The following is a 14,506-nucleotide window of genomic DNA, read 5'->3' as shown; positions in this document are numbered from 1 at the left end:
GATTGAGGGCATTTGTTACGCAATTGTTATATAGTTCTTAAGATATATGGGTAACATTTCCTTAGCGTGTAAATTACAGGGGATTTAGTCTTATAAAAAGGAAATATTTATAACTTGGCCTATTCAGATCTTGACTCTTTTTGGTTTACAGATGAGACCGTTTCTCATATAATTTATGTAACCAAGTTTCATGTGATGAAACATGAGGAGGGCATCATGCCATGGAAGATCGTAAGTTAACCGTCCGGGCTGTAGAACGGGCGCTGGATATATTATTATGTTTTACCACGCGCAGTGATCTGGGACTCACCGAAATTGCCAGTCAGATTGGTTTGCACAAAAGTACAGTGCATCGCCTGATGGCTACGCTGGAAGATCGAGGCTTTGTCATCCGGGATGCGGCAACGGAGAAGTACCGACTTGGCATACGAATCTGGGAGCTATCAGCCCATATGTCACGCAGTGATGATCCGGCGATTTTGCTGCTGCCTGCAATGGAGCGGCTGAGAGACCGGTTGGGAGAGACCGTAAGTCTGTACCTGCGTGATGGCAGTGAACGGATTCGGATTCAGGCTGTACAAAGTGATCAGGCCATTCGCCGTGTTGCTCCCGTCGGCGTTAGACTCCCGCTATCTGTCGGGGCTTCCAGCAAAGTCTTGATGGCGTTTGCGACGGACGAGGACCGTGAAGAACTGATGAATGGGCCTGAATGGCCGGTATTTATCGATCCAGCGGTGTATTTGGCGCAGATGGGAGACATCCGGGATAACGGATATGCCACGAGTTACGAGGAACGTGAGCCGGGAGCTGCGGCGGTATCGGTGCCGATTATGGATCGTAGAGGCAATATTGCAGCTGCGCTCTCGGTCTCGGGACCTGTCAGCCGACTTTCGCAGGAGACTTTGCACGAATACGCACCTGTGCTAAAGGAAGCGGCTACGCAGATGGGGCTCATGTTATCCTGATGTTGATGTAAGGTTTGTCACTAATTAAGTTAGTAATCTGGAATATAAAGGTTGTTTTTATGTTCCGGTTGCGCTACTCTGTAATGGACGGCCCAACGGGGCCAGCTTCATTGAATATGAACAGCGGCTTGTGTAAGCCGCAACTTGTTAACGTTACTGGGGGAGTCCGAACTGTCCGGACTGAGACGGAATCGCATGAGATTCCGGACCCTTTGCACCTGATCTGGATCATACCAGCGTAGGGAAGTAATCGGCGATATGACCACAACAACCACATGATGTGAACCTTGCAGTGCTCCGTTAAGGAGCTGATTGAAGGTGCATTATTGGTGATGGACATCAAAGTCGGTTCCTTCGGGGACCGGCTTTTTTATATACAGGGAACAGGCGATATAGCACGGACTCCATGGGCCTCTTTTTCAATGACCTACGAAAGTGGGCTTGGATAGGAGAGAAATCAGCGTAGATCCATGATCTGTTGTAACCTCCGTTATGTTGTGAACTGTACATGAATGATGTCTCCTCTGGTCTGGTGTAGAATCGCTCTTTCTTCTCTGCATTGCGCATGATTTGGGACAGGTACGTAAGCGAGCTAATGATGATGCCAACCCAAAACCAAGCGAACGAACAATGAGGAGGAGACAAGCGACATGAGAACAGGAAATCAAACGGGACAACAAGCGATGGAACAGGAACATACGGGTCAGCAGGTGGAAAAGAAAACAGAGGCGGCCGGACGGGTTCAGCCCTTTCCGGGCAGCCGCAAAGTCTACATTCAGGGCTCACGGCCGGACATTGCTGTCCCGGAGCGTGAAATAGCCCTTCATGACACGAATACTCCCCAAGGGGTGGAGCATAACGAACCGCTGCGTGTCTACGATACGAGCGGTCCCATGACTGATCCCGGATTTCATGCCGATATCCGTGCAGGTCTACCAGCTCTGCGTACCCGCTGGATCACAGAGCGTGGCGATGTCGAGGCTTACCAAGGCCGTACAGTAAAACCCGAGGATAACGGACTAAAGCCCGGAGGGAAGAGAGCTGGAGCCGAAGAGTACCCTGGATTGCGTGGCAAACCGCTGCGAGCACAGACAGGACGCTGTGTGACTCAGATGCATTATGCGAGGCAGGGAATCATTACGGCAGAGATGGAGTTTGCCGCCATTCGTGAAGGCGTGGAGCCGGAATTCGTGCGCCAGGAGCTGGCGAGTGGAAGAGCCATCCTGCCGTCTAACATCAATCACCCGGAGAGTGAGCCGATGTTGATCGGTCGTCATTTTCATGTGAAGATCAATGCCAACATTGGCAACTCTGCGGTATCTTCTTCCATCGAGGAAGAGGTCGAGAAGATGACCTGGGCGGTACGCTGGGGATCGGATACCGTAATGGATCTGTCCACAGGCAAAGACATTCATACCACCCGGGAATGGATTATCCGCAATTCACCTGTGCCAATCGGTACGGTGCCGCTGTATCAGGCGCTGGAGAAGGTGAATGGCGAAGCGGAAGCGCTGACCTGGGAGTTATACCGTGACACGCTAATTGAGCAGGCAGAGCAGGGCGTGGACTACTTTACGATTCATGCAGGTGTACTGCTGCGTTATATCCCGATGACGGCCAAGCGGATGACAGGCATTGTGTCTCGCGGTGGGTCCATTATGGCAGCATGGTGCCTTGCGCATCATCAGGAGAATTTTTTGTACACCCATTTTGAAGAAATCTGCGAGATTATGAAAAGGTATGATGTCGCGTTCTCGCTGGGAGATGGACTTCGTCCAGGCAGTATCTACGATGCCAACGATGAAGCTCAGATGGCGGAACTGGCGACGCTTGGAGAACTGACACAGATCGCGTGGAAGCACGACGTGCAGGTGATGATTGAAGGCCCGGGTCACGTGCCGATGCACAAGATCAAAGAGAATGTGGACTTGCAGATGGAGATCTGTCAGGAAGCACCGTTCTATACGCTGGGGCCGCTGACGACCGATATTGCCCCGGGATACGATCACATCACGTCTGCCATTGGGGCGGCCATGATTGGCTGGTTCGGCACATCCATGCTCTGTTACGTTACGCCAAAAGAACATCTGGGCTTGCCTAATAAGGATGATGTACGGGAAGGGGTTATCGCCTACAAAATAGCAGCCCATGCCGCCGATCTGGCAAAAGGTCATCCGCGTGCCCAGCGTCGGGATGACGCATTGTCCAAGGCGCGCTTCGAGTTCCGTTGGCGGGACCAGTTCAACCTGTCACTGGACCCGGAACGGGCACTGTCCTATCATGATGAGACTCTGCCGGCAGAAGGGGCCAAGGAAGCTCATTTCTGCTCCATGTGCGGACCGAAGTTCTGTAGCATGCGAATTACGCAGGACATCCGTGCCTTTGCCGCGGACAAAGGATTGTCCGAGAATGAGGCTGTAGCAGCGGGTATGCAGGAAAAGGCAGAGGAATATCGGACACGCTCCTAGGCGCTAGTACAGCGTAAACTGGGCAGTCTGTAATAGAGATAAAAGCCGTTCCGCTCTGTTATTGCAGAGAAGAACGGCTTTCTTTAGGAATATGGCAGGTATATATTCTGCACGTACTCAGCCTTTATCAGAATCAGCTTTGCGACGGTTCGTGGTCCGTATCTTATACAGAATTCCTGCGATAACGAATAAAAGAGCATCACTGAATTTTGGTGCTCCTCCGTATGTGCTAGTTCATTGACGAGCTAACCCCAAATTCTTTTCCAAATACGTCGCAAGCAATGCCAACGGGCTATGGATCTCAATGCCTGTGTCTGTTGCGACCTGTGCGGCTGCAGGAGCCATGGAGAGCTGGGCTGCAACTACCCTTTTACCAGGATACTGCTCAGCAATCTGCTGTAATCCTTCACGTACTGCTTCGAGATACCCTTGCTTATCTCCGCGCATGATCAACTCGAATGTCCCTGGGATGCACACCGCTTCCGTCTGAGCTGTCTGGGAAACGTGTAGCTGCCCACTTCCATCCTCTTGCTGTAACACCTGATTCACCCGTGCCATCGTTCCTTCAATGGTTGCGGGGTTGGTGAAAACGATTATGTATTCTCCGGATACTCGCCGCATCTCCTGCAATAGCGGATCATCTATGCCGATCACAGGCACAGGGACCTGTGTGGCTTCCTGCTCTAGTACTGTCGCAAAGAGGGTACACGTGACCAAAATGGCATCTGCATGACACTCAGCGATCCAGTGGAGCGTCTGGGCTACTTTCTCGTGGATAATTACATCGTTAAAGTCAGCGTCATGTTTAAGACGATCCAGTCCTGGATCCACGTAATGGACCAATTCAACTTCATAAGGAGCAAGCGTCTCTTCAATTAAGGCGATGTTGGAATAGTGGGCGTGAAAACAACCAATGGTGATCATAGGCTAAGTCCCCTTTTACAGTTCGTATATGTCATGGATCTTGAAGATATTTAAACCATTATAAAAACATGACTGAGAACTGTACAGTTGTTTGTTACTCAACGCCAATAACCGCCCTTCCGCCAAGCTGCGGAAAGACGGTTGATAACCGGACTCGAATAGGGTCCGTTGTCCATTTTATCGAAGGGAAGGAGACGCATTCTTCTTCGCCATTTTTTGCTGCAGAATTTCATGAAAGGATAGACCTTGAGTGTTCTCATTCTCCTTTTTAGGAGCAGTGGTCGCCGTGTTGCGTGGATATTGGTGGTGGTACGGGATCATTTGCTGAATAGGCATGCGGATCATCTTGGTTCCTCCTTTAATGCATTTTTTTAAATTATGTATTTCGACTGGTTGTGTTGCCAGGTGCGCATATAGGTACATATGACTTGTTAGACGAAATAGATGACTTTAGAATGTAAATCCAATTGGATTGTAGTGATTTTACCCGGTTTTAAGGAGATGTAAACGGTTTTAGGGAAATTCAGGAGTAAAGAACCTGATATAACAGGTTTCATATGGGAGGATCGAATCGGTTGTTATGTGAATAGTCCCAATTCTAAGGAAGTCAATGGTACCGACATATGAGGCATATTATCTGGTTAAATGATGCAAAGCATGCTAACTAACTTGGTACCATGGTCGGGTTGTTTAGGTGGTTATGTAGTTCCGGATATAACAAAAAACTGCCGAGCAAACTCGGCAGCTGATGTGATATGAAGAAAGATGCGAACTACTTTGATTCTGACTGAGATGTATATCGTACTACTCTTATCTATTTTGACGAACAGCGATGTATATATCGACTTGTACACTTTCGGGATTCAAGCTGCGTTCATCATACAACTCGAAATCTCCTGTGAATGTCCTGTCGCTTTGTTTGTCCCATGCCCACACGGCTCCCCATGCTTCGCCCACAACCTCTGCCATGGGTCCTTTTCTGGAAGTGAATACCGCGTAAGTCGCAGGAGGGAGCAGAATGTCATCCAGTCCTTCAGGTAAGGATTCATCGGAGCTGACCTCATGCCCCACCAGTATGGTGTATTCTCCGGTTATGCCATCGGTGTAATCCGCGTAACAGCCATAGCGGGCAGCTTCCGGTGCAGGGAGGTGCTCTGAGGTAAAATAATTGTTCCAGAGTTCTTGAATACAGCCTTTGCCACTAATTTCAATGGCATTGGTTGTACGGGCGGATATGCCAGCAAGACGTTTGCCTGGGAGTGTGACGTAACGAACCGGCTGGGTAGAGAACGAATGATCTGTTGTTACCTGACCTGGATGAGTAGCAGCAGCTGAGTTCCCCGCTAGGAATTCCGCATGTTGATCAGCCGCGGTAGTACGCCATCGTTTCAAAAAGGGCAGCTGGTTACGCAGCATCGAACGAGCGGATTCCTCGTCCATGCCCTCGTCCTTTAGAATGGCAGTGCACATCTCCGTCATGCCTTCCAGTGAAATACCAGGCTGTTCGAACGCGCCTTCCTTGTAACAATAGATACAGTATTCACGAGTCGTGCTTCCATCTGCTTCGGTGCCAAATTGAGCAGGGGTTGTCAGCGGCATTCCGCAGCTTTGACATACAGTGACGTTCATTATTAATTCCTCCTTGGATATGTACAGATTGAATATATCTGAAGTATACGGGGAGTAACTGGACAGCTGTCTGTCAGGTTTGAGTCGGGGTTATATAATTTTGTACGATTTGCTCGGCGATACGGCAGACTTCGTCCCGAATATGCTGGGGTTCCAATACTTCAACGTCCGCGCCGAAGCCCAGAATGAACCCGTATAACCAGGCATCCTCGGGAAAAGCAACCTGGCAGATGTAATACCCATTCCCATCAGGGATGACGTTCTCAATCCCGAACCATTCTTCCGCTAGATGACGGACGCGAGCATGGAATTTCAAGGTTAACCCAGCCTGATTGCCCGGACGGGTCCATTCCTGCTGCCAGGGTCTGTCCTGTGGGTTAATAATTTTACGCTCGAAGTGCTCGTTAGCAAGCGTGACATCCTGCATACGTACAAGTTTGAACATGCGAAATTGATTTCGCTCGTGGCAAAAGGCATATAGGTACCAGGAATGCTTCTTGAGTACGATGGTATGAGGGTCGGCAGTTCGGTGGGTCTGTGTACCCTCGGCACTGCAGTATGTGAAGGTAATGGGCCTTAGCTGGTCCATGCCCTGTTCGATAAGTTGAAGCTTAAGTTGCAGTGCTTCGGGGTGAGACCAGGTTGAATAATCGACGATAAAACGATTCGTATTGGCCTGAAAATCATCATTCTTGCTTTCAGGCACGATGCTGCTGAGTTTTTCCACCAGAAGCTCACGCGCCGCATTGGCATGGGAGGTGGATACGCTGCGCAGTGCAGTGACGATGGACGCGAGGTCCTTGTCTGTTAATACGTTTCGATCCAGACGGTAGCCCTCTGCCAGACCAATCCCGCCGCTTGCGCCCTGATACGTCACCACTGGGATGCCAGCTTGACCCAATGTATCGATGTCCCGATAGATGGTACGGATGGATACTTCGAACGTATCTGCCAAGTCTTTGGCCTGAACTCGTCCACGATTGATGAGTAGCACCACAATAGCTAACAAACGCTCCAGTTTCATATCTATGGATTCCTTTCATTGGTTTATCTGTTGGATTCAAATATGTTATATTGTTGAGCATCACACATAGGAGTGGAATAAGCAATGAAGCGAATTACGATTCTGATCGCAGACGATGAAGTTGAGATCGCTGACCTGGTTGCATTGCATCTACAAAAAGAAGGGTATCACACCATTAAAGCCTTCGATGGAAAGGCGGCGGTTCAAGCCGTTCAGACCCAAGCGATAGATTTGGCGATCCTGGACATCATGATGCCTGGCATGGACGGATACGAAGTAACCCGCAAAATTCGGGAGCAGCATCATCTGCCGATCATTTTCCTGAGCGCCAAAACGTCGGACATGGACAAAATTACGGGACTTGTGATGGGTGCAGATGATTATATGACCAAGCCGTTCAATCCGATGGAGCTTGTTGCCCGGGTGAATTCCCAGTTGCGTCGTTCCCTGCAATTCAGCCAGTCGGCGCCTGTGCAGCGCACCATTCTGGAGAAGGGCGGACTCGTCATCATGCCAGATCAACATCGCGTTACACTCTACGGCAAACCAGTGGAACTAACACCGAAGGAATTCGACATTCTGTATCTGCTCGCGAGTCATCCCAAGCAGGTGTTCAGTGCAGAAAGCATCTTTGAACAGGTGTGGGGAGAAGCGTATTATGAGAGCGGGAATACGGTGATGGTCCACATTCGCACCCTCCGCAAAAAGCTGGGGGAAGATATGAACAAGAACAAGTTTATCAAAACCATTTGGGGTGTGGGGTACACGTTTAATGACTAAACGAAGAAGTTTTCGCACGACCATGATTATGTTGTTAGGGTTAAGCATGCTTGCCTCTGGCGCAATCACTTATGGGATTTACAAGCTTTTGCAAGCCTATTATTCGGGTGTCCGTGCTGAAGATCAGCTCGCTGAATATCGTCATTTTATGAAAAGTATCGGAGATATCTATTTCTTCCTGATCTTATTTATCCCGCTCGCCATTCTATTCTTCTTCTGGTTTACCAAGCCTTACGCGACGTATTTCAAGGACATTTCCACAGGGATCAGACATTTGGCCAATGGTGACTTTCAGCATCGTGTGCAGATCTCCTCGAAGGACGAGTTAGGTACGATTGCAGAGGATGTGAATTTGGCAAGTGAGAAGCTAAAGGAAGCGGTAGAACGAGGGGATTTTGCTGAAAATAGTAAGGACCAGCTCGTTGTCAATCTGGCGCATGACCTGCGAACACCGCTGACCTCTGTGCTTGGATATTTGGATCTGCTCATGAAGGATGATCAGCTGACGGAGGAACAGGTTCGGCACTTTACGTCGATTGCATTCACTAAGTCACAGCGTCTGGAGAAGCTGATTGATGATTTGTTCGAAATCACCCGCATGAATTATGGGATGCTGCCTATAAACAAGACCCCGCTGGATCTTAGTGAACTGCTAAAACAGATGAACGAAGAACTCTATCCTGTATTCGAAAAGAACCATCTGACCACCCGGTTAAAAATAGACACTGAACTTACCATCTCCGGTGATGGTGAGTTGCTGGCTCGTGTGTTCGAGAATCTGCTGATTAACGCTGCACGGCACGGCAAGGATGGCATGTACGTGGATATTAACGGATATCGCGATGCAGAACAAGTTATCATTCAGGTGATTAACTATGGTGGACATATTCGTCCGGAGGAGCTGCCGCATATCTTCGATATGTATTACACCGGAGATCGTGCCAGGACCCCTCAGGAGGGTGGGACAGGTCTCGGCTTATTTATCGCACGCAATATAGTGGAACAGCATGACGGTACGATTTCGGCCCAGAGTGATGTGGTACGGACGCAATTCGAAGTTCGGTTACCTGTATTTCATTGAGGTCTGACAGCAAATTTAAGAAAAACTTTAGAATTGCCCTGCTTTTTCTTTAACTAGTTTTCTCTATCCTTGATGTATGAGGCAAAAGGAGGAACAAGCATGAAAAAGTGGGGCTTTTTGATATGCATCATTTTGATCGGATATATCGTTACGCAATCACCGGGATGGCTTCAGCAGAAGGATGAATTACCCATTGAGATTCAGAATACGCGTGAAAACCCAGCAGGTTATACAGTATCCGTCACCGGAAACATTCAGGATCAGGTACATAAGGGCAACTTGTTACTGGTTAATAAGCAATACCCGGTTCACGCGGAAGGGGTCAAATCCGATATTGTATATGTGGCGCATGAGGATGATCTGCTTCGTGGATATGGAATACAGGATCAGAAAATCATGTTATCACGGCAGGTGGCGCAGGCGTTTCAGAAGATGGTTGAGGCAGCAGGTGAAGAGGGAGTACGATATTTCCTCATCAGTAGTGGTTACAGGGACTTTGCGAAGCAGGACGAGCTTTATCGGGAAAAGGGTTCAGACTACGCTCTTCCTGCGGGTCACAGTGAGCACAATCTGGGGTTATCCCTGGATGTCGGTTCCACATTGGCTGCCATGAATGAAGCACCAGAGGGGGCCTGGCTGGAAAAGAATGCATGGAGGTACGGATTCATTCTACGTTACCCGAAGGATAAGGTGAGCATTACGGGTATTCAGTATGAACCATGGCACTTTCGATATGTGGGGTTGCCACATAGTGCTGTCATGCATAAGAACAATCTGGTGCTGGAGGAGTACCTTGATTTGCTAAAAGAGAAAGAGAACATTACTGTGGAAGTAGAGGGTAAGGTGTATCATATCCGCTATTATCGGGCCACCGCAGATACGACCGTTTACATACCTGAACAAGGCCAAACTGAAATATCGGGTGATAACATGGATGGCGTCATCGTCACCGTTAAGAAATAACAGGGCACACCAGGGAGGAAGAGCAACATGAAGCACAACAACCAGAAGAAAACCAAACATTACATCCTTTGGATTGCCGTGTTCATTGTCTACGTATACCTACTTACCAAGCTGATTCTGTTCAAAGGAAGTCCCGTCGACTTTGACATCGTGAAAGTTCGACTTATGGAATTCTTGCAACAACCGGATCTGATCCATACGCGAACCGTCAACTTAACGCCATTTCAAGAAATCTCACGAGACTGGAACAGCCTGTCGTTACATCGTCCAGGCACCGCAATCCATCTGGTAGGCAATGTACTGGCTTTTATCCCACTGGGCATCTTCATTCCTGTGCTGACGGGTAACAAATTATTTTCTGGAGTAAAGGTACTCTTGCTGTCTCTGCTGCTCAGTATGGGCTATGAAGTGACACAGTTGTTGACGGGTATGGGCATATTTGATGTGGATGATCTGATGCTCAATACGCTCGGCGGCTTGATTGGATATATTATTCTCACCATGGCCATCGGCCTGAAAAAGGTGTTGGTGGGAGGAGAATCCCGTGTGACGACGAAGAAGTTAAATTCTAAGGAAAGTCATGTGTAAGGAGGGGAACAACTTGATTATAATGGCTGTACTGTTTATTAGCGCAGGGCTGATGTTTCTCGTGTATCCACACAGCGTAAAGGATGCTTCGGAGAAACAGATTATGGAGCGATTGATCATGTCGAGATGGGTCGGGGGCTCGTTAATTGCTCTGTCGTGTCTGTTTCTGGTCATGGGTACGATTCAACTGTTAGATCAAGCCTCACATCACATTGGGCATTAAAAGGCAGTTGGCCTTGAAGCAACGGAGAATACACAAATACTGAAACCAAAGGCTCTCCATCACTGTGCAGATTGCACGTTACGGGGAGTTTTTTTGTTGCTTCATAAGGTATCGAATTTAGCATAGGACCACTGAACTTTGCGAGTAACATCGTAAATGAGGTAGAGTAGAGAGGATTCGTTAATACCTATTCCTTACAAAAAAAGGAGGATATACATTGTACTCATTGGCTAAAGAACTAGCAGGAACCATGAAAGCCATTATGCAAATTGAAAATGAAATTGTTGAAGCTAACAATAATCACTACGATGAAGAAGTAGTAAGTGATTTAGAACAGAAAAGAGCAGATATGATAAGAACCTGTAATCGCGATGAGTTGATGGTGATAAAAACAGTCATGAAAGTGGGGCAATCGGAGAGGGGATATCGTCATTATTTCGATTCGACTGATGTTGAGATTATTTATCTCCCTGTTGAGTTAAACGAGCATGAGTTGATGCAGAAATATTCCTATTATCTTATACATAAGACTGAACGCGAACTTGCGGATAGCATTGAGTACTATACCGCTGTGTCGGAACAACTGAGAGAAGGTATGGAGATCTTAAAACTTAAACTGTGATCTGTAAGTTCTAGGAGGCTTGTAAATGCTAATGAAAATTGTTGTATATCACTTTGATGTGTTCTACTATTACGTTCCCAATCAATATGCAGGAAAAATTGGCGAGTGGAGAGGAGAATTTATCGATTTTTTGCAGAGCTTAGAGTATAAGCACCCATTCACCCTGTATATCGAGTCTATTGATCATGAGGGAAATACGGAATATGCTCACTTTATTCGTAGTTACGGGGCGGATGATTTTGTGGACTGGATCAACGTGGAGAAATTAAACTGCAGAGGTGTATATCGTATTCCTGAACCACCTGATGATTCAGAAGTTGGATTAAATTTTGAGTTTTAAGTGATAAGAACCTACTTATAATTAAATTGATGATGCATATCGACAGTTAAATAAAAAGCTCCCCACCACGTGCTATTGCACGTAATGGGGAGCTTTTTTGTATAACTTCATCACATTAATGATTGATGTTATTAAGCTTTTTTCATCATTTGACGCAATACGGTTTGCAGGATACCGCCGTTATGGTAGTAATCCACGTCAACCATGCTGTCCAGACGAGCGATAACAGGGAAGTCGAACTGTGTACCGTCTTCACGAGTTACGGTAACTTTCAATTCTTGTCCTGGCTTCACATCATTGCTGAGGCCAGTAATATCATACGTTTCACGTCCGTTCAGGCCGAGGCTGGACCAGCCGTGACCTTCCTGGAATTGCAATGGCATTACGCCCATGCCGACCAGGTTACTGCGGTGAATCCGCTCGAAGCTTTCCGCGATAACGGCTTTGACGCCGAGCAGGAATGTTCCTTTTGCCGCCCAGTCACGGGAGCTTCCTGTACCATACTCTTTACCAGCGATAACGATCAGGTTCTGTCCTTCATCCTGATACTTCATGGAAGCATCGTAGATGGACATTTCCTCGTCCGTCGGCAGGTACTTCGTAATACCGCCCTCGGTGCCCGGAGCCACCTGGTTACGAATACGAATGTTGGCGAACGTACCACGCATCATTACTTCATGGTTACCACGGCGTGAACCGTAGGAGTTGAAGTCTTTACGCTCTACGCCATGCTCTTTCAAGTACAGTCCAGCCGGGCTGGATGCTGCAATATTACCTGCTGGCGAGATGTGGTCCGTTGTTACGGAATCCGCAAGCAATGCCATAACGCGTGCAGAACGGATATCAGCGATATCGTTCAACGTGTCGCCAAGCTCTTGGAAGAACGGAGGATTCTGAATGTACGTGGAGTTCGGATCCCACTCGTACAATTCGCCTTCCGGTACAGAAATCGCATTCCAACGCTCGTTGGCTGTAAATACGTTCTCGTACTTGTTGCGGAACATCTGAGCGTTCAGGGAACTTGCGATGGTATCCTTGATTTCCTCGGAGGTAGGCCAGAGGTCCTTCAGGAATACAGGCTCATTGTTCGTATCATAACCGATTGGATCGGTTTCAAAGTCAATATTCACTGTACCCGCAAGTGCATATGCCACAACGAGTGGTGGTGATGCCAGGTAGTTGGCTTTAACCTGTGCATGCACACGGCCTTCGAAGTTACGGTTACCGGACAATACAGCCGCTACGGTCATATCGTTCTCAGCAATAGCTTCGCTCACTTCGTCCGGCAGTGGGCCGGAGTTACCGATACATGTTGCACAACCGTAGCCGGCAACGTTGAATCCGAGTTTGTCGAGGTACGTGATCAGACCTGCTTTTTCCAGATACTCGGTAACTACAAGGGAACCTGGTGTCAGACTGCTTTTCACATATCCTGGTTTGGTCAGGCCGCGTTCAACTGCTTTTTTCGCGAGTAATCCTGCTCCAACCATAACACTTGGATTCGAAGTGTTCGTACAACTTGTGATCGCCGCGATCACAACAGCGCCTGCCTTCAGTTCACTGTTGGAACCGTCCGGGTGCTTCACAGGTACGGTTTGTTCAATTTTCTCATCGCTCAGACCGTAGCCGCCTTTATCTACAGGTGTGCGGATGATGCTGTTGAAGCTTTCTTTCATTTGTGTCAGCTCGATGCGATCCTGTGGACGTTTTGGTCCGGCAAGACTTGGTACAACAGAGCCGAGATCCAGTTCAATCACATCTGTGAATTCAGGATCAACGGTGCTGGAAGTACGGAACATGCCTTGAGCTTTGTAATAAGCTTCAACCAATTCAACCTGCTCGTCAGGACGGCCAGTGTTACGCAGATAGTTCAACGTTTCACTATCAACAGGGAAGAAACCGATGGTAGCGCCATACTCTGGTGCCATGTTGGCTACTGTTGCACGGTCAGCCAGACCGATGTTGGCAAGACCTGGTCCGTAGAACTCTACGAATTTACCAACAACGCCTTTTTTACGAAGCAATTGGGTAACTGTCAGTGCCAGATCCGTTGCTGTTGCACCTTCACTCAGGCTGCCTGTCAGTTTGAAACCGATAACGTCCGGTGTTACAAAGTATAGCGGTTGGCCCAGCATACCTGCTTCGGCCTCGATTCCACCAACACCCCAACCAACAACGCCAAGTCCGTTGATCATGGTGGTGTGGGAGTCTGTACCTACGAGGGAATCCGGGAATACAACGGTCTCGCCGTCAACGGTTTTTGTTGCTGCCACGGAAGCCAGATACTCCAGGTTAACCTGGTGAACGATCCCTGTGGATGGTGGAACTGCACGGAAGTTGTTGAATGCCGTTTGTGCCCAACGCAAGAAGCGGTAACGCTCTTCGTTACGCTCGAACTCGACCTTGATGTTGTAATCAAGTGCATCGTTGGTACCGAAAGCATCAACCATGACGGAGTGGTCGATAACGAGATCGACAGGTACGAGCGGGTTGATCTGTTTCGGGTCGCCGCCTGCTTTTTTCACAGTATCACGCATTGCAGCGAGATCAACGACAACCGGTACACCGGTGAAATCCTGCAGAACGATACGTGCAGGGATGAATGGAATTTCCTTGTTATTGTCACGGCCATCTGCCCAGCCGGTCAGTTGTTTAACGTGTTCTTCGGTAATGGCACGTCCGTCGAATTGACGAATTGCTGCTTCAAGCAACACTTTAATGGAGAAAGGGAGCCTGGAAAGATCGCCGTGGCCGCCTTCCTGAAGAGCATCGAGACTGTAGTAGCGGTAAGATTTGCCTCCAACCTCAAGACTGCGAGCGGCGGAGAAATGATTCTTTGCTGACATACATGTACCTCCTTGGGATGTGTCGGTGAGATGAAGAAAACGTTCATTTAGGT

14 protein-coding genes and 1 riboswitch are annotated in these 14,506 nt (G+C 48.3%); of the genes, 9 read left to right on the top strand and 5 right to left on the bottom strand.

Annotated features, from left to right (window positions below; translation table 11 throughout):
- Window positions 1-221 precede the first annotated feature (221 nt).
- Entirely contained in the window at window positions 222-965 is a 744-nt protein-coding gene (locus FS628_RS28725) for an IclR family transcriptional regulator (protein WP_076216717.1), read from the top strand.
- Between the two features lie 148 nt (window positions 966-1,113).
- Window positions 1,114-1,227: riboswitch (TPP riboswitch) on the top strand.
- A gap of 421 nt (window positions 1,228-1,648) precedes the next feature.
- The gene (thiC, locus tag FS628_RS28720; protein ID WP_145326508.1) at window positions 1,649-3,433 is read left to right on the top strand and encodes a phosphomethylpyrimidine synthase ThiC; all 1,785 of its coding nucleotides are present in this window, start codon (window positions 1,649-1,651) and stop codon (window positions 3,431-3,433) included.
- A gap of 234 nt (window positions 3,434-3,667) precedes the next feature.
- Here thiC and FS628_RS28715 read toward each other — a convergent pair whose 3' ends face one another.
- The 4 genes from FS628_RS28715 to FS628_RS28705 all read right to left on the bottom strand — a co-directional run bounded on the left by FS628_RS28715 (window position 3,668) and on the right by FS628_RS28705 (window position 7,010).
- Complete coding sequence (locus FS628_RS28715; RefSeq protein WP_145326463.1) at window positions 3,668-4,357, bottom strand: aspartate/glutamate racemase family protein; 690 nt, start codon at window positions 4,355-4,357, stop codon at window positions 3,668-3,670.
- Between the two features lie 177 nt (window positions 4,358-4,534).
- On the bottom strand, window positions 4,535-4,702 hold the full coding sequence (locus FS628_RS31545) for a hypothetical protein (RefSeq protein ID WP_017690769.1): 168 nt from the start codon (window positions 4,700-4,702) through the stop codon (window positions 4,535-4,537).
- A 465-nt stretch (window positions 4,703-5,167) separates the two neighbouring features.
- Window positions 5,168-5,986 (bottom strand): zinc ribbon domain-containing protein, encoded by an 819-nt coding sequence (locus tag FS628_RS28710; RefSeq protein WP_145326462.1) that lies wholly within the window; start codon window positions 5,984-5,986, stop codon window positions 5,168-5,170.
- A gap of 73 nt (window positions 5,987-6,059) precedes the next feature.
- Window positions 6,060-7,010: a helix-turn-helix transcriptional regulator gene (locus FS628_RS28705; protein ID WP_145326461.1), complete on the bottom strand. Its 951-nt coding sequence runs from the start codon at window positions 7,008-7,010 to the stop codon at window positions 6,060-6,062.
- Window positions 7,011-7,094: 84 nt separating this feature from the next.
- On the opposite strand from FS628_RS28705, the gene FS628_RS28700 reads away from it, so the two are divergent.
- The 7 genes from FS628_RS28700 (at window position 7,095) to FS628_RS28670 (ending at window position 11,607) form a co-directional block, all read left to right on the top strand.
- Entirely contained in the window at window positions 7,095-7,790 is a 696-nt protein-coding gene (locus FS628_RS28700) for a response regulator transcription factor (RefSeq protein WP_145326460.1), read from the top strand.
- A complete protein-coding gene (locus FS628_RS28695; RefSeq protein WP_145326459.1) occupies window positions 7,783-8,871 on the top strand; it encodes a HAMP domain-containing sensor histidine kinase in 1,089 nt (362 codons plus the stop codon). Before FS628_RS28700 ends, FS628_RS28695 begins: the two co-directional genes overlap by 8 nt.
- 99 nt (window positions 8,872-8,970) lie before the next feature.
- Complete coding sequence (locus tag FS628_RS28690) at window positions 8,971-9,834, top strand: M15 family metallopeptidase (RefSeq protein ID WP_145326458.1); 864 nt, start codon at window positions 8,971-8,973, stop codon at window positions 9,832-9,834.
- A gap of 27 nt (window positions 9,835-9,861) precedes the next feature.
- Window positions 9,862-10,422 (top strand): VanZ family protein, encoded by a 561-nt coding sequence (locus FS628_RS28685; RefSeq protein ID WP_145326457.1) that lies wholly within the window; start codon window positions 9,862-9,864, stop codon window positions 10,420-10,422.
- A 13-nt stretch (window positions 10,423-10,435) separates the two neighbouring features.
- On the top strand, window positions 10,436-10,645 hold the full coding sequence (locus FS628_RS28680; protein WP_145326456.1) for a hypothetical protein: 210 nt from the start codon (window positions 10,436-10,438) through the stop codon (window positions 10,643-10,645).
- A gap of 217 nt (window positions 10,646-10,862) precedes the next feature.
- Window positions 10,863-11,267 (top strand): hypothetical protein, encoded by a 405-nt coding sequence (locus tag FS628_RS28675; RefSeq protein ID WP_145326455.1) that lies wholly within the window; start codon window positions 10,863-10,865, stop codon window positions 11,265-11,267.
- 25 nt (window positions 11,268-11,292) lie between these two features.
- On the top strand, window positions 11,293-11,607 hold the full coding sequence (locus FS628_RS28670) for a hypothetical protein (RefSeq protein WP_047841416.1): 315 nt from the start codon (window positions 11,293-11,295) through the stop codon (window positions 11,605-11,607).
- Window positions 11,608-11,738: 131 nt separating this feature from the next.
- Here the strand turns inward: FS628_RS28670 and acnA are convergent, their stop codons facing one another.
- Complete coding sequence (acnA, locus tag FS628_RS28665) at window positions 11,739-14,453, bottom strand: aconitate hydratase AcnA (protein ID WP_145326454.1); 2,715 nt, start codon at window positions 14,451-14,453, stop codon at window positions 11,739-11,741.
- Between the last annotated feature and the right edge of the window lie 53 nt (window positions 14,454-14,506).

The organism is Paenibacillus xylanexedens, from assembly GCF_007676705.1.
In the GTDB taxonomy this organism is placed as follows: domain Bacteria; phylum Bacillota; class Bacilli; order Paenibacillales; family Paenibacillaceae; genus Paenibacillus; species Paenibacillus xylanexedens_C.
Note: the sequence above shows the minus strand (reverse complement) of the source record. Positions and strands in the feature narration are given on the sequence as shown.

What these genes read in the sequence shown, in the direction of transcription:
- FS628_RS31545 (WP_017690769.1), bottom strand. Translation starts at nt 4,702, where the DNA reads ATGATCCGCATGCCTATTCAGCAAATGATCCCGTACCACCACCAATAT.
- FS628_RS28725 (WP_076216717.1), top strand. Translation starts at nt 222, where the DNA reads ATGGAAGATCGTAAGTTAACCGTCCGGGCTGTAGAACGGGCGCTGGAT.
- FS628_RS28700 (WP_145326460.1), top strand. Translation starts at nt 7,095, where the DNA reads ATGAAGCGAATTACGATTCTGATCGCAGACGATGAAGTTGAGATCGCT.
- FS628_RS28710 (WP_145326462.1), bottom strand. Translation starts at nt 5,986, where the DNA reads ATGAACGTCACTGTATGTCAAAGCTGCGGAATGCCGCTGACAACCCCT.
- FS628_RS28715 (WP_145326463.1), bottom strand. Translation starts at nt 4,357, where the DNA reads ATGATCACCATTGGTTGTTTTCACGCCCACTATTCCAACATCGCCTTA.
- acnA (WP_145326454.1), bottom strand. Translation starts at nt 14,453, where the DNA reads ATGTCAGCAAAGAATCATTTCTCCGCCGCTCGCAGTCTTGAGGTTGGA.
- FS628_RS28695 (WP_145326459.1), top strand. Translation starts at nt 7,783, where the DNA reads ATGACTAAACGAAGAAGTTTTCGCACGACCATGATTATGTTGTTAGGG.
- FS628_RS28670 (WP_047841416.1), top strand. Translation starts at nt 11,293, where the DNA reads ATGCTAATGAAAATTGTTGTATATCACTTTGATGTGTTCTACTATTAC.
- FS628_RS28705 (WP_145326461.1), bottom strand. Translation starts at nt 7,010, where the DNA reads ATGAAACTGGAGCGTTTGTTAGCTATTGTGGTGCTACTCATCAATCGT.
- FS628_RS28685 (WP_145326457.1), top strand. Translation starts at nt 9,862, where the DNA reads ATGAAGCACAACAACCAGAAGAAAACCAAACATTACATCCTTTGGATT.
- FS628_RS28690 (WP_145326458.1), top strand. Translation starts at nt 8,971, where the DNA reads ATGAAAAAGTGGGGCTTTTTGATATGCATCATTTTGATCGGATATATC.
- thiC (WP_145326508.1), top strand. Translation starts at nt 1,649, where the DNA reads ATGGAACAGGAACATACGGGTCAGCAGGTGGAAAAGAAAACAGAGGCG.